The organism is Vibrio sp. Isolate32 (genome assembly GCF_022397955.1).
Lineage (GTDB): Bacteria > Pseudomonadota > Gammaproteobacteria > Enterobacterales > Vibrionaceae > Vibrio.
In genome coordinates this window covers 68,768-90,062 of sequence record NZ_JAKEUQ010000015.1, presented here as the reverse complement: position 1 = coordinate 90,062, position 21,295 = coordinate 68,768, and the positions used below count along the sequence as shown (strand labels likewise).

At 45.8% G+C, this 21,295-nt stretch carries 20 protein-coding genes; 13 read left to right on the top strand and 7 right to left on the bottom strand.

Annotated features, from left to right (window positions below; translation table 11 throughout):
- Window positions 1–19: 19 nt before the first annotated feature.
- The 3 genes from L1D11_RS12945 to L1D11_RS12935 form a co-directional block, all read right to left on the bottom strand.
- Window positions 20–271: a DUF6482 family protein gene (locus L1D11_RS12945; protein ID WP_239716999.1), complete on the bottom strand. Its 252-nt coding sequence runs from the start codon at window positions 269–271 to the stop codon at window positions 20–22.
- 129 nt (window positions 272–400) lie between these two features.
- Window positions 401–1,756, bottom strand: coding sequence for a glutathione-disulfide reductase (gorA, locus tag L1D11_RS12940; protein WP_239832433.1), 1,356 nt, complete (start codon window positions 1,754–1,756; stop codon window positions 401–403).
- A gap of 188 nt (window positions 1,757–1,944) precedes the next feature.
- Window positions 1,945–2,784, bottom strand: coding sequence for a 23S rRNA (adenine(2030)-N(6))-methyltransferase RlmJ (locus tag L1D11_RS12935; protein WP_239832432.1), 840 nt, complete (start codon window positions 2,782–2,784; stop codon window positions 1,945–1,947).
- Between the two features lie 279 nt (window positions 2,785–3,063).
- On the opposite strand from L1D11_RS12935, the gene prlC reads away from it, so the two are divergent.
- A complete protein-coding gene (gene prlC, locus L1D11_RS12930) occupies window positions 3,064–5,106 on the top strand; it encodes an oligopeptidase A (RefSeq protein WP_239832431.1) in 2,043 nt (680 codons plus the stop codon).
- A 68-nt stretch (window positions 5,107–5,174) separates the two neighbouring features.
- Here the strand turns inward: prlC and asnC are convergent, their stop codons facing one another.
- Window positions 5,175–5,639, bottom strand: a complete 465-nt coding sequence (asnC, locus tag L1D11_RS12925; protein WP_008218581.1) for a transcriptional regulator AsnC — start codon at window positions 5,637–5,639, stop codon at window positions 5,175–5,177.
- 125 nt (window positions 5,640–5,764) lie between these two features.
- Between asnC and L1D11_RS12920 the strand changes: the two genes are divergently transcribed.
- The 3 genes from L1D11_RS12920 (at window position 5,765) to L1D11_RS12910 (ending at window position 10,487) form a co-directional block, all read left to right on the top strand.
- On the top strand, window positions 5,765–8,887 hold the full coding sequence (locus L1D11_RS12920) for an EAL domain-containing protein (protein WP_239832443.1): 3,123 nt from the start codon (window positions 5,765–5,767) through the stop codon (window positions 8,885–8,887).
- 112 nt (window positions 8,888–8,999) lie between these two features.
- A complete protein-coding gene (locus tag L1D11_RS12915) occupies window positions 9,000–9,779 on the top strand; it encodes a class I SAM-dependent methyltransferase (protein WP_239832430.1) in 780 nt (259 codons plus the stop codon).
- Window positions 9,780–9,920: 141 nt separating this feature from the next.
- Window positions 9,921–10,487: a DUF3450 domain-containing protein gene (locus tag L1D11_RS12910; RefSeq protein ID WP_239832429.1), complete on the top strand. Its 567-nt coding sequence runs from the start codon at window positions 9,921–9,923 to the stop codon at window positions 10,485–10,487.
- 117 nt (window positions 10,488–10,604) lie between these two features.
- Here the strand turns inward: L1D11_RS12910 and L1D11_RS12905 are convergent, their stop codons facing one another.
- Entirely contained in the window at window positions 10,605–11,483 is an 879-nt protein-coding gene (locus L1D11_RS12905; RefSeq protein ID WP_239832428.1) for a carboxylate/amino acid/amine transporter, read from the bottom strand.
- A gap of 52 nt (window positions 11,484–11,535) precedes the next feature.
- Entirely contained in the window at window positions 11,536–11,970 is a 435-nt protein-coding gene (gene uspA, locus L1D11_RS12900; protein ID WP_061033089.1) for a universal stress protein UspA, read from the bottom strand.
- Window positions 11,971–12,159: 189 nt separating this feature from the next.
- On the opposite strand from uspA, the gene ftnA reads away from it, so the two are divergent.
- From ftnA to L1D11_RS12885, 3 genes are all read left to right on the top strand, one after another.
- The gene (gene ftnA, locus L1D11_RS12895) at window positions 12,160–12,687 is read left to right on the top strand and encodes a non-heme ferritin (protein WP_008218572.1); all 528 of its coding nucleotides are present in this window, start codon (window positions 12,160–12,162) and stop codon (window positions 12,685–12,687) included.
- A gap of 68 nt (window positions 12,688–12,755) precedes the next feature.
- Window positions 12,756–13,079: a universal stress protein UspB gene (uspB, locus tag L1D11_RS12890; RefSeq protein WP_061033090.1), complete on the top strand. Its 324-nt coding sequence runs from the start codon at window positions 12,756–12,758 to the stop codon at window positions 13,077–13,079.
- A 246-nt stretch (window positions 13,080–13,325) separates the two neighbouring features.
- Entirely contained in the window at window positions 13,326–14,519 is a 1,194-nt protein-coding gene (locus tag L1D11_RS12885; RefSeq protein ID WP_239832427.1) for an NAD(P)/FAD-dependent oxidoreductase, read from the top strand.
- 298 nt (window positions 14,520–14,817) lie between these two features.
- Here the strand turns inward: L1D11_RS12885 and L1D11_RS12880 are convergent, their stop codons facing one another.
- Window positions 14,818–15,711, bottom strand: coding sequence for a DMT family transporter (locus tag L1D11_RS12880; protein ID WP_239832426.1), 894 nt, complete (start codon window positions 15,709–15,711; stop codon window positions 14,818–14,820).
- 138 nt (window positions 15,712–15,849) lie between these two features.
- Here L1D11_RS12880 and rmuC point away from each other — a divergent pair, with 138 nt between their 5' ends.
- From rmuC to tatB, 6 genes are all read left to right on the top strand, one after another.
- Complete coding sequence (rmuC, locus tag L1D11_RS12875) at window positions 15,850–17,382, top strand: DNA recombination protein RmuC (RefSeq protein ID WP_239832425.1); 1,533 nt, start codon at window positions 15,850–15,852, stop codon at window positions 17,380–17,382.
- A 65-nt stretch (window positions 17,383–17,447) separates the two neighbouring features.
- On the top strand, window positions 17,448–18,227 hold the full coding sequence (gene ubiE, locus L1D11_RS12870) for a bifunctional demethylmenaquinone methyltransferase/2-methoxy-6-polyprenyl-1,4-benzoquinol methylase UbiE (protein ID WP_239832442.1): 780 nt from the start codon (window positions 17,448–17,450) through the stop codon (window positions 18,225–18,227).
- Between the two features lie 102 nt (window positions 18,228–18,329).
- Window positions 18,330–18,935, top strand: coding sequence for an SCP2 domain-containing protein (locus tag L1D11_RS12865; protein WP_239832424.1), 606 nt, complete (start codon window positions 18,330–18,332; stop codon window positions 18,933–18,935).
- The gene (ubiB, locus tag L1D11_RS12860) at window positions 18,932–20,566 is read left to right on the top strand and encodes a ubiquinone biosynthesis regulatory protein kinase UbiB (RefSeq protein ID WP_239832423.1); all 1,635 of its coding nucleotides are present in this window, start codon (window positions 18,932–18,934) and stop codon (window positions 20,564–20,566) included. The genes L1D11_RS12865 and ubiB overlap by 4 nt, the downstream gene beginning before the upstream one ends.
- 52 nt (window positions 20,567–20,618) lie before the next feature.
- The gene (gene tatA, locus L1D11_RS12855) at window positions 20,619–20,873 is read left to right on the top strand and encodes a Sec-independent protein translocase subunit TatA (protein ID WP_017060154.1); all 255 of its coding nucleotides are present in this window, start codon (window positions 20,619–20,621) and stop codon (window positions 20,871–20,873) included.
- 3 nt (window positions 20,874–20,876) lie between these two features.
- Complete coding sequence (gene tatB / locus L1D11_RS12850; RefSeq protein ID WP_239832422.1) at window positions 20,877–21,290, top strand: Sec-independent protein translocase protein TatB; 414 nt, start codon at window positions 20,877–20,879, stop codon at window positions 21,288–21,290.
- Window positions 21,291–21,295: the final 5 nt, after the last annotated feature.

Sequence of the window (21,295 nt, the reverse complement as noted above, 5' to 3'; positions counted from 1 at the left end):
CGATTGATTTGAAGTTGATTTAACTCCACTTCAAATCAATCTCGAACGGTTGTGTACTGCCGCAGTGCTCGCCACACATTTCGTCATAAGCGCTGTTATGAATGAGGGTTGCCGACGCCACACCTTGATCACTAAAATGGTCACGTGCTTGGTTAACACTCAAAAACTTCATTGGGTGCTGGTGGTCGTCTTTAATTAACTGCTTTTGCTCGTCAACGACTTGGTAAGCCAAGTAAATTCCGCCTTCAAATGATTCAATTAGTAGATTCATCACAAACTCCATTGCTGTTCTAGGTAGGTTGATATTTGTGTTACGTCGAATCGATAGCCAAGGTTCAGAGCGGATATAAGAAAAGCAAGCACGAGGCCTGCTTCTAAAGAGCGATCAACTAAGCGTTGATTATCTCATGGTAACAAACTCTTCTGAGCCCGTTGGGTGAATCGCCACAACAGAGTCGAAGTCTGCTTTGGTTGCGCCCATCTTCATTGCAACGCCGAAGCCTTGAATCATTTCATCAACAGTGAAGCCGATACCGTGTAGGCCAACGACTGTCTCTTCTTCGCCAGCACATACTAGCTTCATCTTACAAGGTTGACGGTGCTTGGTTACTGCTGTGTACATCGCAGTGAAGCCCGATGTGTAAACCTTGATGTTGTCTTTGCCGTACTTCTCTTCAGCTTCTTGAGTCGTTAGACCAATTGTGCCGATAGGTGGGTGGCTGAATACAACAGTAGGAACTAGGTTGTAGTCCATCTTCGCGTTGGTTTGACCGTTGAATAGACGCTCAGAAAGCTGACGACCTGCTTTAACCGCTACAGGAGTTAGCTCGATACCGCCTTCCATGATGTCACCAACACAGTAAATGCCAGGAACATTAGTCGCTTGGAACTCGTCGACTTTGATGTAGCCACGGTCGTTAGTTTCAACGCCTGTTGATGCTAGGTTAATAGCATCAGTTGCTGGGTGGCGACCGATAGCCCAGATTAGGTGGTCAACGTTTTGAGTGTTGCCGTTCTCTAGGTGTAGAGTCAGCGTGCCGTCCGCTTCTTTCACCACTTCTTTAGGAACAGAATGCGTGTGAAGTGTTGGGCCTTCTGCTTCCATTACTTCTACTAGCGTTTCGATGATCATTGGATCAAAGCTACGTAGTGGCGATTCTTTACGGCAGAACAGGTGTGTTTCTGTGCCAAGTGCGCTTAGTACACCTGCGATTTCAACTGCGATGTAGCCCGCGCCGATAACCGCAACACGTTTTGGTTGCTCCATTAGCTCGAAGAAGCCGTTTGAATCGATGCCGTATTCTGCACCTGGGATGTTTGGAATTGTTGGACGACCACCTACCGCGATCAGGATGTGATCGGCTGTGTAGTGTTCGCCGTTTACTTCAACCGTCTTTTCGTCAACGAACTTAGCGAAGCCTTTGATTACGTTTACTTTGTTGTTGCCTAGTACGCGGTCGTAAGATTGGTGGATACGACCAATGTACGCTTGGCGGTTTTCAACTAGCTTGCTCCAGTTGAAGCCTTTTACGTCTACGTCGAAGCCGTAATCTTCAGAGTACAGGTTGATAGCTTCAGCAACTTGAGCGCCGTGCCACATTACTTTTTTAGGAACACAACCAACGTTTACACAAGTACCACCAAGGTCTTGAGCTTCGATAAGTGCAACCTTTGCACCGTGCATTGCTGCGCGGTTTGCTGATGCGATGCCGCCTGAACCGCCGCCGATACAGATGTAATCAAAATGAGTCGCCATTACTTTCTCCATTTATTGAAGGTTGTAGTCACAGTGAGAGCACTGAACACCTACGTCCTATAGATTCTTAAATTGTCTAATTATTATATTGAGGGCAGATCGGTTGAACTCAATCTCCCTGTTTAAAATTTATTCGTGTACGTCACAATCTGCCGAATATTCATCAGGCTATGACGTTAATTTGGAGATTACTCGGGTACGATCCACTCTACTTTGAAGTGACCGGTTGCCGGCGCAATTACTTCCTTCAAGAATGGAAGAATCTCTTTCATTTGGCTTTCTAGCTTCCAAGGCGGGTTGATAACAATCATGCCTGATGCTGTCATGCCACGCTCGTTGGTGTCTGGTGATACGCCAAGTTCGATTTGTAGAATCTTGTTGATGCCTAAGCCTTCAAGGCCTTCGATCATATCTTCGATATCACAGCGATTTACCACTGGGTACCAAATTGCGTAGATACCGGTTGCCCAGCGCTTATGGCTTTGAGCGATTGCTGTCACGACATCACGATACTCTTTTGCTAGCTCGTAAGGCGGATCGATCAGTACTAAACCACGACGCTCTTTTGGTGGCAGGCTACCCTTTAAGCGCTTAAAACCATCTTCTTTGTAGATAGATACCTGACGATCACGGTGGAACTCTTGCTCAAGTAGCGGGTGATCTGCTGGATGAAGCTCGGTCAGTACCATGCGGTCTTGGTCACGCAGGTGTGCACGTGCAACACGTGGAGAACCTGGGTAGTAGCGCAGCTTATCGCCATTATTTAGTATGGAAATAGACTCAAGGTAGCTTTGAATGTCTTCAGGAAGGTCTTTTTGCTCCCACACGCGAGCAATACCTTGTTTGTATTCACCGGTTTTTTCAGACCATTCATGCGTTAAGTCGTAACGACCTACACCAGAGTGAGTGTCATGATAAACAAAAGGCTTATCCTTCTGTTTCAAAGAATTAAGAATAAGGCTCTGTACGATATGCTTTACTACGTCGGCATGGTTACCTGCGTGGAAGCTGTGGCGATAACTTAACAAATTAAACTCTCGTAACACTCTCGATTTAGAGTGTGGTTAGTGTAGGTGGGGTTAATCAGACCATTATAACCCTCAATGGACCATAAATTCTCGAACAATTCAGGAGCAGTCGTTCGCAATATGTGGTTAGTTATTGGTTCTACTATTGAAATTTGCCTTATTGGGCACTATTTAATAACTATTCGCAGGTGATTTTTTAGGGCGAACTTTAGCCTGATGACTGTAAGACGACCTCATTACAAAAAAGACGAAAGTCTCTAAAGCCAAAGGAATGTTTATATGTCTAATCCGCTATTAACCTTCACGGACTTACCTCCGTTTTCACAAATCAAACCTGAGCACGTTAAGCCAGCGGTTGAGCAAGTGATTGAAGCGTGTCGCAACAAGATAGAACAAGTACTTGAAGGTAATACTTCGCCAAGCTGGGACAACCTAGTTGCTCCGATTGAAGAAGTGGATGATCGTTTAGGCCGTATTTGGTCACCAGTAAGCCATATGAACTCTGTTGTGAACAGCGACGAGTTGCGTGAAGCGTATGAGAGCTGTTTACCTCTGCTGTCTGAGTACGGCACGTGGGTTGGTCAACACAAAGGCTTGTTTGAAGCGTACAAAGCGATCAAGGCGAGTGAAGCATTCTCGGCATTAAATCGAGCTCAACAAAAAACCATTACCGACGCACTGCGTGACTTTGAATTGTCGGGTATTGGCTTACCAGCAGACGAACAGCATCGTTACGGTGAGATCAGCAAGCGTCAGTCTGAGCTGGGTTCTCAATTCTCAAATAACGTACTTGATGCAACCATGGGGTGGAGCAAGCTGGTTACAGATGTTGCTGAATTGGCAGGTATGCCTGAATCAGCACTGGCGGCGGCAAAAGCAGCAGCGGAGGCTAAAGAGCAAGAAGGTTACCTGCTAACCTTGGATATCCCATCGTACCTACCAGTAATGACTTACTGTGATAACCAAGAGCTGCGTAAAGAATTGTACGAAGCTTATGTTACTCGTGCTTCAGACCGTGGTCCAAACGCAGGTAAGTGGGACAACACAGAGATCATCACCGAACAGCTTAAATTGCGTCATGAGATCGCACGTATGCTTGGCTTTGGCACTTACAGCGAGAAATCTCTGGCAACTAAAATGGCAGAGACGCCAGATCAGGTTCTCGGTTTCTTGAATGATTTAGCGGTGAAAGCGAAACCTCAAGGTGAGCGTGAAGTGGAAGAGCTGCGCCAGTTCGCTGAAAAAGAGTTTTGTGTGTCTGAGCTAGAACTTTGGGATATCCCTTACTACAGCGAAAAACAGAAACAGCACCTATTCCAAATCTCAGATGAAGAGTTGCGCCCTTATTTCCCTGAATCGAAAGCGGTATCGGGTCTGTTTGAAGTACTGAATCGTGTATTTGGTATGACAGTGAAAGAGCGTGAAGGCGTCGACACATGGCATGAGTCGGTACGCTTCTTTGATATTTTTGATGCTAATGACACATTGCGTGGTAGCTTCTACCTAGACTTGTACGCTCGTGAACACAAGCGTGGCGGTGCATGGATGGACGACTGCCGTGGTCGTCGTATTACCGCTTCTGGTGAACTACAAACGCCAGTCGCTTACCTAACGTGTAACTTCAATAAACCAGTTGGTGATAAGCCAGCGCTGTTTACCCACGATGAAGTTGTGACTCTGTTCCACGAGTTTGGCCATGGTATCCATCACATGCTAACTCAAGTAGAAGCAGGCGCGGTTGCAGGTATCAATGGTGTGCCTTGGGATGCGGTTGAGTTGCCAAGTCAGTTCCTAGAAAACTGGTGTTGGGAAGAAGAGGCACTAGCATTCATTTCTGGTCATTTCGAAACCGGTGAAGCTTTACCAAAAGAGATGCTAGAGAAGATGCTAGCGGCGAAGAACTTCCAATCAGCGATGTTCATTTTACGTCAGCTAGAGTTCGGTCTGTTCGACTTTACGCTACACACGACTTACGACCCAGAAGTGGGTGCGCGCGTACTTGAAACACTGGCTGACGTGAAGTCTAAAGTGGCGGTACTACCAAGTCTTGATTGGAACCGTTTCTCACACAGCTTTGGTCACATCTTTGCGGGTGGTTACAGTGCGGGTTACTATAGCTACCTATGGGCAGAAGTGCTTTCAGCCGATGCGTTCTCAGCATTTGAAGAAGAGGGTATCTTCAACACTGAAACCGGTAATCGCTTCCTGAACAACATCCTTGAAATGGGTGGTAGTGAAGAGCCAATGGAGCTGTTCAAACGCTTCCGAGGTCGCGAGCCACAAATCGATGCGATGCTGCGTCATGCGGGTATCAGCGCTTAATATTGAGCTGATCAGAATGTAAAAAGAGCCTCCTTGTGAGGCTCTTTTTGTATCGATTTATCAAACAATTATGGATTCACGTTGCGGTTGATAGGGTTCTGCAATGAAATCAGTGTCTCTGTCGACTGCACTTCATCAATCGCCTGCAGCTTATCGATCAACACAAACTGCAGCTCTTCAATCGACTTACACATCAGCTTAACGAAAATATTGTAGGCACCAGTGGTGTAGTAGGCTTCAACCACTTCATCTAGGGCATTCAGCTTGGCGATTGCCGAGTGGTAATCTTTGGCTGCATTCAGGTTGATGCCGATAAAGCAACATACGTCGTAACCTAGCTTTTTCGTATTTACCACAACCTCGGTACGCTCAATAATGTCGGCCGATCTCATTTTCTCGATACGGACGTGAATCGTAGCAGGGCTTACGTCAAACTGCTTTGCCATCTCTGCGTAAGGTGTACGAGCATCTTCCATTAAGGTTTTCAGAATGGCACGGTCTAGGTCATCGAGACGAGCGGTAGTTGTGGACATGCGTAACCCTCAGATTTAATGAAAATATATCGGCTAGAGTACATATCATAGCCAAGGGTGATAATATTAGCAGCAACAATGATGTTAGGGTGAATTCAGTGCGATTTTGGGTGTTATTTATTGCGATGTGTTGGAGCGTATTTGCTTCGGCGCAGACAAAAGATGTATTGGTGATCCACTCCTACCATCAAGGTTTTTTCTGGACGGATGATTTCCATAAAGGCTTGTCCGAAGAACTCGATCGCGACGGGTTGTCTTACCGTGTCGTTTATCTCGATAGTAAACGTACCCAAAACCAAGAATACCTAGAGCGTGTGTATCAGCTTTATCACACCAAGCTACAGCATGAAGAATTTGCAGCAATTGTCGTTAGTGACAATAATGCGCTCAACCTAATGAAGCGCCTTGCGCCCGATCTCAAGGGCACACCTGTCATCTTTGGTGGCATCAATAATTTCTCGCCTGAAATGATCGAAGGTTTGAACGCAACGGGCATCACTGAAGATATCGACTTAGTGGGCAATATCGAGCTGGTTAAACGTCTTCAATCGACCGTAAAGAAGATCTACATTGTTACCGATTACTCGGTCACGGGGGAGGCGATTCGTTCTCAAATCGATCTTTTCATCAAAACCCATCCGGATTTTTCTGATCTCGTTGAGCACTATGTGCCGGATTCCTACCAAGAGTTAATGGATTTTTCTCAACGTGCTGATCTAGGTAAGAGCTTGCTATTTTGGGCCTATTACCGCGATGCACAAGGTAGAGTGAGTAGCGATGAAGATTGGCGACAACTGAATATCAAGACCCAAATGCCACTGTATATGGTGCACGATCTAGGGCTAGGTTTTGGTGCGATTGGTGGTGTGATTCAAAGTGGTGAAACGCAAGGTCGAGACACTGGGCGAGTGCTACTGAATGTGCTCGCCAATCCGGATAAACCGCTGCCCCAAGTGGTTGCTGGCGCGCCAGAAATCAAACTCGATTACCAACAAATCTCACGTTGGGATCTGGGTGCAGAGAATGAAGCCTCGGTGACCTTCCTCAACAAGCCTAAGTCATTTTTAGTACGCTACCGCGATGAAATTCGCACCATAGGTTTGCTGTTTTTGGTTATGTCGTGTGTCATCGCGACCTTGGTGTATTACCTTAATCGCCTTAAAAAAAGTGAACGTGCCAGCCGACAAAGCCAGCTGCTACTGGAATCGATATTCGACCAAAGCCTGCAGTTCATGGGCATTATTGATAAGGGCGGTGTGTTGTTGTCGAGTAACAGCAAGCTACATGAGCTGCTTTATAATCAAGGCTATAAATTGGGAACGCCGCTTCAACAACATCAACACTGGGAAGATTCCGCACGAGAAGTGCTAACCGAATATTTCATCGCAAAAAATGAGCACCCAGCCTTACGATTTGAAGCCGAGGTGTGGTGTCGGGATCGCGGTGCGATGGTGTTGGATATTTCATTGAAGCCGATGCCTGGCAGTGAAGAGGAAGACATTCAGTTCCTATTTGAGGCGCGCGACGTGACTTCGCGTAAACTTGCTGAGAATAAACTGTTCCAACGTGAAGCGAACTTGAAGCTGTATTACGACAAACAGCCTGTGATGATGATTACGCTCGATGGCAATAATCGCATTCAACAAGTGAACCAATTTGCCGAGGAGCTACTTGGCTACCCATTGGATGAACTTTTAGGGCATCGTCCTAGAGAGTTCTATGTTGATGAGAATGCGATGATTCCTCGCCATATCTTGTTGCAACCACAGCATAAAATTCGTGGTGTGTGGCGTCGTGATATCGAATATCGCCATGCCGACGGTAGCAAGATCTGGATTCGTGAAAATATCCGCCCGTTGGTCGAGTCTGATCAGCTGTTGATTGTGGGTGAAGACATCACCGAGACGCACGAGCTTTCTGAAAAGCTAGAGTATCAAGCTCGCTATGACCTGCTGACTGACACCTTCAACCGTAACCACTTTGAGCAAGAGCTACAGAAGGCACTCAAAGAAGTTGAGAGCCACATGCGAACCCACGCAATGCTGTTCTTAGACCTAGACCAACTGAAAGTACTGAACGATACCGCAGGGCATGAAGCGGGCGATGCCGCGATTTTGTTTAGTGCGCAGCTATTGGAAGAGGTACTGCCATACAATGCAGTGTTGGCGCGTATGGGTGGTGACGAGTTTGCGGTACTCATCAAAGACTGTACTGAGCGAGACGCGGTGAATGTGTGTCGCAGTATCATCTCGATGATGGGTGACAATCCATTCTTGTGGGATGACATCCGACTCAACTTAACTTGCTCTATCGGCATTCGATTGATCGACCATACTGCCGCAACGCCACAAATGGTGCACGCTCAGGCAGACGCGGCGTGTCATGCGGCTAAAGAGGAAGGCCGCAACCGCTATCACCTTTACCACCAAGATGATGAAGACTTGCGTCGACGTCATCTAGAGATGGAATGCGTTAACTTAGTGCATGAAGCTTTAGCTAATGATCGCTTGGAGTTGTTTGCGCAGCGTATTCTTGGTCTAGATAAAAACAGCGATAAAATGCACTTCGAGATCTTGGTGCGGATTAAGAACGTGGATGGGGAATACATCTCTCCGGGGATCTTCATGCCTGCTTCTGAGCGTTATAACATTGCGCATTTGATTGACCGCCAAGTGATTGGCCAGACATTGAGTTGGTTGGAGCAACGCCCACACCTGATTGATGATTTAGGGATGTGTTCTATCAACCTTTCCGGTCATTCGATGGGCAACCGAGAGTTTGTTGAGTTCTTGATCGAGAGTTTGAGTAACTCGTCGATTCCATGTCACAAGATCTGCTTAGAGATCACCGAAACAGCGGCGATGAGTAACATGAAACAGGCGATCAAGTTCTTCAATCGTATTAAAGACCTTGGTTGTATGATTGCGCTCGATGATTTTGGGTCTGGGTTATCGTCGTTTGGTTACTTGAAGAAGCTGCCAGTCGACATCGTTAAGATCGATGGCCTGTTCGTGCGTGATATTGATGTCAACGAGATGGATCATGTGATGGTTCGTTCGATTAATGATCTTGCTAAGCAGATGGGCAAGCACACCGTGGCTGAGTTCGTTGAAAATACCCAGATCATCGACAAGCTGATCGAGCTTGGTGTGAACTACGCGCAGGGCTACATCATAGGACGACCTAAGCCACTGGCGGAGCTCGTTGAAGAGTTAAGACAAGAACGCGAGAGAGAGCCATTGGTTTAGGTAAGCCGACTTTAGCTGGGATTACTTTGCACCGCTAATATGTATTGTTGAGGCGATCAGGTAAACTGGTTGCCTCTTTTGTTTTGAATACTACTGTCTGTTGGAGACGACCTTGCAACTACAACTGATTTGCGAAGATGCTACACAAATCGATCATCTGAATGACTTAGCGACCCGTTGGAATTTATCTCACGATGAAAGCAGCGAATTTGCTTTGGTGCTGACTAGCGAACGACTTGAGCTACGCAAAGTAGACGAACCCAAGTTAGGTGCTATCTTCGTTGATTTAGTTGGCGGTGCGGTTGGTCATCGACGTAAATTTGGTGGCGGTAAAGGTCAGGCAATCGCTAAGGCGGCAGGTTTGAATAAAGGGGCTACGCCAACCATTCTTGATGGTACGGCTGGCTTAGGGCGTGATGCATTTGTATTGGCTTCTCTAGGTTGTAAGGTGCAAATGGTCGAGCGTCATCCTGTTGTGGCAGCGCTGCTTGATGATGGATTACAGCGTGCACAGCAAGACCCTGATATTGGTTGTTGGGTAAGCGAACGTATGAAGTTAATTCATGCTTCGAGCCATGATGCGTTGGATAAGCTTAGTAACGATCCTAATTTTGAACAGCCTGATGTGGTGTACCTCGATCCAATGTACCCACACCCTGAGAACAAAAAGAAATCAGCTTTGGTCAAAAAAGAGATGCGCGTATTCCAATCTTTAGTGGGTGCGGATCTGGATGCTGATGGTCTATTTGAACCGGCGATGAAGTTGGCATCGAAGCGAGTTGTGGTTAAAAGACCCGATTATGCGGCTTGGTTACACGAGCAAAAGCCGAGCATGGCGATCGAAACCAAAAAGAATCGTTTTGATGTGTATGTGAAAGCATCAATGACTTAGATAAAGCATCAATAACTTAGAGACACGCTAAGAAAATTTCCCGTCATAAATACGATAAAATGCCATTTAACACTTGCGATAGTCGCGTTACGGATGTATATCTAACTAAGAATCATTATTATTCTTAGCTGGAGTTGTAGCATGGCTAAACGCTTTTGTAAGTTAAACCGTCGAGATATCACTGAACACTTGGGCGAGATCCACAACTTGGTTACTGAACCTAAGTTTGTGTGTCGTTCTTGTGCACGTTCATCGGCGGACGAAGCGAACCTATGTAAACCAACAGCAATTCCACCGCTCGGTTGTCAGAATAAGCCAGCTGAAGAAAAGGCGGCTTGTGGTCTGTTAGCCGAAACGCTACCAAAGCCTGAAGTCACCTTGGCAGAGGTCCCAGATTCATCAGTACAGATGTTTGACCCTGCTGCTGCTCTTGGAGACAAAGACAAACAAGCTTCACCGAAAAAAGCCAAACTGAAAAAACGCATTGCTAACGCGAGTGGTGATGAGAAAGCAGAACTGAAGCGAGCGAAGAAAGCGACTAAGAAACAAGAGAAATACAACAAGAAGCTGGCGAAGATGATTAAGAAGCAGCAAAAGCTGTTTAAGAAAAGCCAGAAGCTGGAAAGTGAACTGGAACGCATCAACCTACGACTTGATGATGTCGCCTTCACGGAAAACCAGGCTGTGGTTGTGAATCACATTCACTAACACCAGCTGTTGAACATTATTCAACGCGTTAGCCAGATCTAAAAAGAGCGACCTAAGGTCGCTCTTTTGCTTTTTGTCTCCTAAGAGAACTTGGTCGTAGTGGCGAATTTAAATTTGTTAGGCGTTGCTTGCGGATCTTGCAACGCGTTTCTTCACCCACGTCTCATTGACGAATAGAGAGAATAAGATAACAGCGCCACCAATAGACAATCGAACTAAATCGACATCTCTGTTCCAAATCAGGATATTCACCACAAGGCCCGCAGGCACTAATGCATTGTTCATCACCGCTAGCGCACCAGCATTCACCATGCACGCGCCTTTATTCCACATAAAGTAACCCAATCCAGAGGCAATCAAGCCAAGGTAGATCAGGATTCCCCATTGAAGTGTTGTGGTTGGTAGTTTTTCAGGGTTGCCCAGCAGCATGAAAGCAACCGATGCGACGCATAACGCCCCTAGGTAGAAGTAACCAAATACTGTTCGCTGAGGTAACTCGGTCGATTCTTTCTCCATCACCACTTTGTAGCCCACCTGACCGATAGCAAAACAGAGGTTCGCGCCTTGTACGACAAGGAAGCCAACTAAAAAGTTTTCGTTGATGCCTGCGAATTTAATGAATACCGCGCCCAATACCGCAATTGCAGCTGTCACTAAGTACCACGGAGAGAATTGCCCTTTAAGAAAGTCATAAATCAGCGTGACGTAAATTGGTGTGAAAACCGTAAATAAAAGGACTTCAGGAACGGACAGCAGTAAGAAAGACTGATAGTAGAAGCAGTACATTAGGCCAAGCTGGATACCACCAATCGCCATCAATTTAGCGATCAGCTTACGCGATATGCCGCGAAACTTTAGAAAAGGAAGAAATACGACGCCAGCAAGGGTAACACGCATTAAAACAGAGAACCAAGAGTCAACCTGACCCGCAAGGTAAACGCCGATCAGGCTAAAGGAGAAGGCCCATAGGAGGGTAACACCAGCTAAATAGCTCATAGTAAAACTTCGTTAATAAGATATGAGCTGTATGTTACCTAACCTTAAATCATTAGTCTTCTGAATCTCTTAGAGGCACGACCAGCATATCAACCGGAGACGCGTTGATCAGTTGTCGTGTTGAAGAAAGCAGCTTACTCCAAAAGTCTTGATGGTGACCACAAACCACTAAATCAACGTTGTATTCTGTGATGGTATCGCACAGTTCATGGCTCAAATCACCGCTGCCTACAAGCGTATGAGTGATCGGGTATTGAGCGTGCTCCGCAAAGTTTTGTAGCTGAATGCGAGACGCTTCCATCGCGTTGTGTTGGGTCTCTGCCATATTGATGTCAATCAGTCCGGTATAGAGCTCTGCGTAGTTAATATCGATATGGATAAAAGAGACTTTGGCTTCTAATGGCTTAGCCAATGCTACCGCTTTATCCACAATCAATTTGCTGTCATCTGATAAATCGACCGCGACCAAAATATGTTTGTAACTCATATCGCTACCTCCTTTATTCATTGTCTAATTTAAGATTAGCACTATGCGGTGTCTTTTTTTGCTGAAGTGATCTCATATCCATCGTCTTGCGTAATGTCGATTCGAAATACCGGTTAACTAATGGTCAGCGAGATATTAACAAAATAGTGATATAGTAAAGAAAATTGAGGATGTACTTAGGAGTCTTAAATGCTGTCAAAAACTATGGTTGAGCAACTGAACGATCAAATTAATCTAGAATTTTTCTCATCCAATCTATACTTACAAATGAGTGCTTGGTGTGAAGACAAAGGATTTGAAGGTGCAGCAGAGTTTCTGCGTGCTCATGCGGTAGAAGAAATGGAACACATGCAGCGTCTTTTTACTTACGTAAGTGAAACAGGTGCAATGCCAATTCTGGGTGCGATTGAAGCACCAAAACATGAATTTGAAAGCCTTGGCGCAGTATTCCGTGAAACCTACGAACACGAGCAGATGATTACTGAAAAGATCAATAAGCTGGCTCACGTTGCTTTCAGCACACAAGACTACTCAACCTTTAACTTCCTGCAATGGTACGTTGCAGAGCAACACGAAGAAGAGAAGTTGTTTAAAGGTGTATTGGATAAGCTAGAGCTTGTTGGTGAAGACGGTAAAGCACTGTTCTTTATTGATAAAGACTTAGCGCAATTGGCAAAAGATGGTTCATCTTCAATCATGGATGCTCCTGCAGTCTAGGCTGTAAGAAAAAGACTCTGATTATCTTTTTCTTTTGAGTTTTCCTTTGAAGATGTAGGGAGGAAAGGATGATCAGCGGCGACACTATTCTATTTGCACTAATGGTTGTGACTTGTGTGAACTGGGCGCGTTATTTTACTGCGCTAAGAACACTCATCTATATTATGCGAGAAGCACATCCTCTACTTTATCAACAAGTAGACGGAGGTGGGTTCTTCACAACTCATGGCAATATGACCAAACAAGTTCGCTTGTTTAGTTACATCAAAAGCAAAGAGTACCATCATCACCACGACGAAGTGTTCACTTCCAAGTGTGATCGTGTAAGACAGTTGTTCATACTCTCTTCTGCTCTGCTGGGTGTGACGTTATTGTCTGCGTTTATCGTTTAGGTGAGCGATACGTGTGATTAGAGCGTCGGTTGTTCGTTTGGCGAGCTTAGCAATGTTAGACAAGCTTCTCGCGCAATAGCAGCTGTCTGAGATTTGTACGATTGAACACCAATTGCAAAGTTTAAAATTGCCGCTAAAATAGCGAGCAATTAGTAAGGATGTGCTGTTAACGCACATCCTTTTTTATTGATGGCATTTTGAGAACAGGGCGTACTCGGAATGCAAAGTGAAGAAAGCAGAACCACAATGAGTGAAAAATTTGATGTAATCGTGATTGGTGCGGGCGCCGCAGGCTTAATGTGTGCCGCGGAAGCTGGTAAACGCGGCCGACGAGTGCTGGTGGTTGATCATGCGAAAAAGCCAGGCAGAAAAATTTTAATCTCAGGTGGTGGCCGCTGTAACTTCACTAATTACGATGTATCAGCGAACAACTTCCTGTGTAATAACCCTCACTTCGTAAAGTCGGCTTTGTCTCAATACACCAACTGGGATTTCATCTCTATGGTGAGTAAGTACGGCATTGAGTTCGAAGAACGCGATCATGGGCAGCTGTTCTGTGTGAATGACCATACCGCAAAAGATATCGTCAGCATGCTGCTTGAAGAGTGTCAGCAAGCGAAAGTCGAACAGCGCTACCGCTGCGATGTTCATTCCATCGAAAAGATCGATTCTGGCTTCAAAATGTACCTCAATACCGACCAAGTTGAGTGTGATTCACTGGTGGTAGCGACCGGTGGTTTGTCGATGCCTAAGCTGGGCGCCACGCCATTTGGCTACAAGATTGCCGAGCAGTTTGGTTTGTCTGTGATGCCAACTACGGCAGGCTTAGTACCGTTCACGCTACATAAAGAAGACAAAGAAGATTTCGCTGAGCTTTCTGGTATCGCGATTCCTGCGGAGATCACGGCGCAAGATGGTACTTTGTTTAAAGAAGCGCTGCTGTTTACGCACCGCGGTCTATCTGGCCCTTCTGTACTGCAAATCTCTTCATTCTGGAAAGCGGGTCAGTCGGTTTCGATTAATCTAGTACCTGAAGTCGATGTGGCTGAACTGCTGGCTAAATCTCGCGAGAAGCACCCAAATCAGAGCCTGAAAAACACCTTGGCGAAAGCACTGCCGAAGCGTTTTGTGGAAGTGTTGATTGACCGTAAAGAGCTGGAAGACAAACCGCTTAAGCAGTTCAACGAAAAGCAGCTTAATGGCATTGTTGAGCATCTAGAAAACTGGAAGATCGCACCCAATGGCACAGAGGGCTACCGCACTGCGGAAGTTACGCTCGGTGGTGTTGATACCGATCACCTGTCATCCAAAACCATGGAATGTAAGAACATCAAAGGCTTGTTCTTCATTGGCGAAGTGATGGATGTAACGGGCTGGCTTGGTGGTTACAACTTCCAATGGTGTTGGAGCTCAGGTTTTACTGCTGGTCAGTGGGTTTAATACCAATCGTAGTAAATAACTGGTCATCCTATCTGGTTAAAACACTCGATAACGTCGTTAGAAATTTTGATTGTAGAATAACTACTTATCGAAAATTTCTGTCTTGTTCTCGAGCATTTTTCCTGCGCTATTTATGAACACTTACTTACTGTGATTGGTATAAGGTGTTTCCTTATCTAACCTAGGTAAATTACATAAAAATGGCGAGTCATACGACTCGCCATTTTTGTATCTAGTTTAGAGTTAAAGGTAACTCAATTGATGGCTTTCGCGACCAATCGAGTATTTTCGCTCTTATTTACGCAGCTTTGTTTTTTGAAAATTTGATCTGTTGAATCACCAAACCAGCAATAATCAGCACTAGACCAAACAGGGTTGATGGGCGGATTTCTTCGCCGATAATGGTGGAAAGTAACATCAAAGAGATAAATGGTGAGGCGAAAATCAGGTTGCTGATGCGGGCCGTGTTGTTGGTTAGTTTCAATGCCGATAGCCACAATACAAAGGTAATCCCCATCTCAAACAGGCCTACGTAAGTCACTGCCATCCAACCTTTCGCTGTGATTTGGCTAAAGCTCTCGCCCTCGTAAATGGTTAAACCAATTGCGAAGGGCAGCGCCACTAAGAATCCAAGTAGTACGCCCACCACAGGATCAGCCTTGTTTTTGGTGTTAAGGATCCAGTAGCCCGCCCAAAGCAGGGTTGAAAGCAGCGCCAATATGACGCCAAGTGGGCTATCGAACTGCATACCTAGTACATCGCCTTTGGTGGCAATCACGACCACACCCGCATAACTGAAGGTACAAGCCACCCAATCTTGCTTACGAATCTTTTGTCCAAGAAAAACCGCTGCCATCAGCGTTAGCGTGATAGCCCAGCTGTAGTTGATGGCCTGAGCTTGAGAAGCTGGCAACAGGTCGTATGCTTTGAAGAGAATCAGGTAGTAGGCCAGCGGGTTAACCAAACCAAGCAGTAGGTAGTACCAAGGGTTTGATAGGAATGTTGTGCTTAGCTGAGAGAGCTTACCTTGGAAGGCGCAGACCGCGATCAGTGCAATCGACGACACAATGCTGGCAATGGTCAGCATTTGAATCGGTGAAAACTCAGCAAGGGTCAGCTTAAAAGCAGTAGCGACCGTTGACCACAGTAGCACTGCGGAAAGGCCAAAGCCCAAGGCACGACGTTCGTTCATGGCAACTCATTCTAATTGGGTGGGACTGAATACGGAGCGCTTAGTCTATCTGTCGAATTTTAATACGGCAAACTGGACATTTATCCAGTATCAAAATACCATTTAATGAGTTATTTCCAATTAGGCTAAATCATTATCATGCAATGGATTATCGAACATCAGGCAACGCTTATTGCTGCAATTTCTGGCGCACTCGTCAGTGGTGGCGTCGTCGGTTGGTGGGTTAAACAGAAACTCTCTTTTCAGCAGCGATTGCTCGAGCAGCAACTTGAGTCTGATCGTTTGTTGCATGAATCACAGCAGTCACAGCTCAAGTCCTCACTTGCAGAAGCGCAACAAGAGCTCGATGAAATGGATGACGAGCGAGACAAAGCCGCATTCGAGCTTAAACAAGCGCACGGCAAGGTGATGGCTGCGATGGAAAAGCTTCGCTACTTCGAAGCAGTCAAGCAGGAGCGCCAGCAGTATGCCGATGAGATCAATGTGTTGAAGGACCATAAATCTGAATTGGAAGCCGAACTGCGCGAGCAAGAAGCAAGGCACGATCAGGAAAATCTTGCTAACAGTGAAAAGCTGCAGCTCTTAGAGCAGGCTGAATCACGCTTAAAACAGCAATTCGAGCATCTCGCTAATCAACTGTTTGAAACCAAAACCGCTAAAGTCGATCAACAAAACAAGCAGAGTTTAGAGGGGTTACTCTCACCGTTAAGAGAGCAATTAGAAGGCTTTAAGAAGCAGGTTAACGATAGCTTTAGCCAAGAAGCCAAAGAGCGTCATACCTTAGTTCATGAGCTGAAGAACCTACAGCGCCTTAATGAAAGCATGACTCGTGAAGCGGTTAACCTGACTCAGGCGCTCAAAGGTGACAACAAACAGCAAGGTAACTGGGGTGAAGTAGTACTGGCTCGTGTGCTTGCTGAATCAGGCCTGCGTGAAGGCCACGAATACCAAACACAAGTGAACCTGCAAAATGATGCGGGTAAGCGTTATCAGCCGGATGTGATCGTGCATTTGCCACAAGATAAGCAAGTGGTGGTCGATTCAAAAATGGCGCTGGTGGCGTTCGAACGCTACTTCAATGCTGAAACCGATCAACAGCGTGATGCCGCATTACGTGATCATTTGGTGTCACTGCGTGCGCACATCAAAGGTCTCAGCCAGAAGGATTACCATCAACTCAAAGGGATCCAAAGCTTGGATTACGTGTTGATGTTTATCCCAGTCGAACCTGCATTCCAAGTGGCGATTCAAGCCGACCCTAGCTTGGTGAAAGATGCGATGGAACAAAACATCATTTTGGTCAGCCCAACCACCTTGCTAGTAGCACTGCGTACCATAGATAACTTGTGGCGCAATGAAAGACAGAACCAGAACGCGCAAGTGATTGCTGAGCGCGCAAGCAAGCTTTACGACAAGCTGCGTCTGTTTGTCGATGATATGGAAGGCCTAGGTAGCTCGCTAGATAGAGCCAATCAAAGCTATCAAGGCGCCATGAACAAGCTAGTAACAGGTCGAGGTAATGTGATTCGTCAGGCAGAAAGCTTTAAGCAACTGGGCGTTGAGGTGAAGAAACCTATCTCTATTGGTTTGGCTGAAATGGCGCAAAATGAGGCTTTTTCAGAAAATGCCTCCTTAGTAGAAAGACAACCTGCTGAGGATAAAGTAAACTAATCGGCCGCAGCGCCTCTAAATACAGAGTGCACTGTCGATGAGAACTTACCATGGTAGATAACAGCATTATGGACACAAGCGTGCAGACAAATTCAGCAGTAGAGTCAGAAACCACACACTTTGGTTTCGAAACAGTCGCAAAAGACGAAAAAGTCGCGAAAGTAGCAGAGGTATTTCACTCTGTAGCCGCTAAATACGACATCATGAATGACTTAATGTCGGGTGGTGTTCACCGCTTGTGGAAGCGCTTCACGATTGATTGCAGTGGCGTTCGCTCTGGTCAGCGTATTCTAGACCTTGGTGGTGGTACTGGTGACCTGACGGCGAAATTCTCGCGTATTGTTGGTGAAAAAGGCCACGTAGTTCTAGCTGATATCAACAATTCAATGCTGAATGTTGGCCGCGATAAACTGCGTGATAGCGGTATTGTTGGCAACGTACATTATGTACAAGCGAATGCTGAAGAGTTGCCTTTCCCTGATAACTACTTCGATTGCATTACTATCAGCTTCTGTCTGCGTAATGTAACCGATAAAGACCAAGCGCTGCGTTCAATGTACCGTGTGCTTAAGCCAGGTGGTCGTTTGTTGGTTCTTGAGTTTTCTAAGCCAGTACTTGAGCCTTTATCAAAGGTTTACGATGCCTACTCTTTCCACCTATTGCCAAAAATGGGTGAGTTGATTGCTAACGATGCAGACAGCTATCGTTACCTTGCAGAATCTATCCGCATGCACCCGAACCAAGAAACTTTGGAAGGCATGATGCAAGAAGCGGGCTTTGAGAATACGAAATACTACAACCTAACGGGCGGCATTGTAGCGCTGCACCGAGGTTACAAGTTCTAGTTGAACTTGGTAGCAAGCGCTTTGAGCGTGTTAGATAGAAAATAAGAATAAAGACAGAACGGATAGGTTAAGGCTTATCCGTTTTCAAAGGTAAGGACAGTCATGCCATTTGATCCATTGGTAACCGCGGTTATTGAAACCTCTTTGAATACGCTAGTAAACGACGATCCAGCACTGGTTCGTCGTTTGTCTCGTTTAAAAGGGCAGATCATTCAAGTCAATTTGAAAGAGTTGAATAAAACACTTACGTTCGTTTTTAGCCAGCAAATTGATGTATTGTCAGAATACGAAGGGCAACCTGATTGCTACTTATCTTTGAATCTATCTGTATTGCCAGAACTGCGTGAACAATCGAATATTACTAAGCTTATCAAGCAAGATAAGCTGATTTTGGAAGGTGATATTCAGTTGGCACAGAAGTTTTCTCAGCTGATGACAGACTGCAAACCTGATTTGGAAGAGTGGTTGTCTCGCGTGACAGGTGATGTGGTGGCTCATACCTTGGTACAAGGTGTTAAGAACGTTGGTGGCCTCGTGGCAAAGCAGGCGACGAAACATCAAAACCACTTCGCTCAGGTTCTGACTGAGGAGTGGAAAATTGCTCCTGCGCCATTAGAGGTGGCACACTTTTGCGATCAGGTTGATGACGTAAAAAGCTCAGCTGCACGCCTTGAATCTAAGTTGAACGCTCTGTTGGAGAAAGCATGACCCCAACAGAACTGAAACGTCTTTATCATATTATCAAGGTACAGTTGGAATATGGCCTTGATGAATTGATGCCAGAACACCAACTGACCAAAGCGCCTTTGTTGGCGAGAAAGTCACTGTTTTGGATTAAGAACAAGCACAAAGATAAAGAATTAGGGCATCGTCTACGCCTGGCTTTGCAAGAGCTAGGGCCTGTGTGGATTAAGTTTGGACAGATGATGTCGACACGTCGTGATCTGTTCCCTCCTCATATCGCCGATCAGTTGGCACTTTTGCAAGACCAAGTGGCGCCATTTGATGGTGAACTGGCTAAGCAAGATATGGAGAAGGCTTTGGGTGGCAGTTTAGATAACTGGTTTACCGACTTCGATATTGAACCGCTTGCTTCTGCGTCTATCGCTCAGGTGCATACCGCGAAGTTAAAAGAGAACGGCCGAGAGGTGGTTCTGAAGGTAATTCGACCAGATATTCGCCCGGTGATTGATGCAGATCTAAAACTGATGCATCGAATGGCGAGTATAGTCGCTAAGTCGCTTCCTGAAGCACGTCGTTTAAGACCGGTTGAGGTGGTTCACGAGTACGAAAAAACCTTACTTGATGAATTGGACCTACGCCGAGAGGCTGCAAATGCCATTCAATTGCGTCGTAATTTTGAAGGCAGTGAAGAGTTATACGTTCCTGAGGTGATTCCTGATTTAAGCAGCGAAACCTTGATGGTATCAGAGCGTATCTACGGTATTCAGGTTTCGGATGTCGAGACTTTGAAAGCCAACGGTACCAATATGAAATTGCTGTCGGAACGTGGTGTGACGGTATTCTTCACCCAGGTATTCCGAGACAGTTTTTTCCATGCAGACATGCACCCGGGCAACGTATTCGTTAACCCAGATAACCCAGATAATCCTCAATGGATTGGTCTCGATTGTGGCATTGTCGGCACGTTAAGCAGCGAAGATAAACGTTATTTAGCTGAAAACCTTCTGGCTTTCTTCAACCGAGATTATCGTAAAGTTGCAGAATTGCACGTTGATTCGGGCTGGGTACCGCATGATACCAACGTTAATGACTTCGAGTTTGCGATCCGCATGGTGTGTGAGCCGATTTTTGCCAAGCCACTTGGCGAGATCTCATTTGGCCATGTGTTGCTAAACTTATTTAATACAGCAAGACGTTTCAACATGGAGGTTCAACCTCAGTTGGTGCTTCTACAGAAGACCTTGTTGTATGTGGAAGGCCTAGGCCGCCAACTGTATCCGCAACTTGATTTGTGGGCAACGGCGAAGCCTTTCCTTGAAACTTGGATGATGAATCAGGTGGGGCCGCAAGCTGTGATCAACGCAGTAAAAGAGCGTGCGCCATACTGGGCAGAGAAATTACCAGAGCTGCCAGAGTTACTTTATGACAGCCTTCGTCAGGGTAAAGCGATGAACCAGAGAATGGATCAGCTTTATCAAGGCTACCGAAATACTAAACGCCAACAAGCGACTGGAAAGTTTTTGTTTGGTGTTGGAGCCACTTTAGTCGTATGCTCCGCAATATTAGTTTCAAGCCCTTATGAGCAGCTATCTATGGGCTGTGGCATCGCAGGTGTCACATTTTGGCTGCTTAGTTGGCGAGCTTACCGTCGTTAGACAGTAGACTCTCTTTATATTTTTTGTGTAGACAGACCCGAGGACAATGACAATGGGTGGTATCAGTATTTGGCAACTTCTAATCATTGCTGTAATTGTAATTTTGCTATTCGGAACAAAGAAACTGCGCGGTATGGGCGGTGACTTAGGTTCAGCGGTTAAAGGCTTCAAAAAAGCAATGAGCGATGAAGACAAGCCTGCAGATAAGAAAGATGCAGACTTCGAACCAAAGAATATTGAACAGCAGAAGACAGAAGCTCACGCTGAAACAACTGCTGAAACAAAGAAAGACAAAGAGCAGGCGTAAATCGTGTTTGATATCGGTTTTTGGGAACTGGTATTAATATCTGTCGTTGGTTTGGTGGTTTTAGGGCCTGAGCGTTTACCTGTGGCAATTCGCAGTATTTCCAAGTTTGTTGGACAAGCGAAAAGCATGGCAAACAGTGTGAAAGATGAACTTTCTCATGAGCTTAAGGTGCAAGAGCTGCAAGAAAACCTGCGTAAGGCGGAAAAAATGGGTATGGAAGATTTATCTCCAGACCTTAAAGCGTCAGTCGATGAACTTAAGCAGGCCGCTGCTGAAGTTCAACGTCCATACGCTAACGCTAAGCCTGAGTCTGATAAGCCGAGTGAGACTGCACCTAGTGTCACGGAAACTGTGGAATCTGAAACCATTCAGGTAAACAGTGAAGCTTCAGCACCGTCAGATAAAAAAGCCGAATAGTCTCG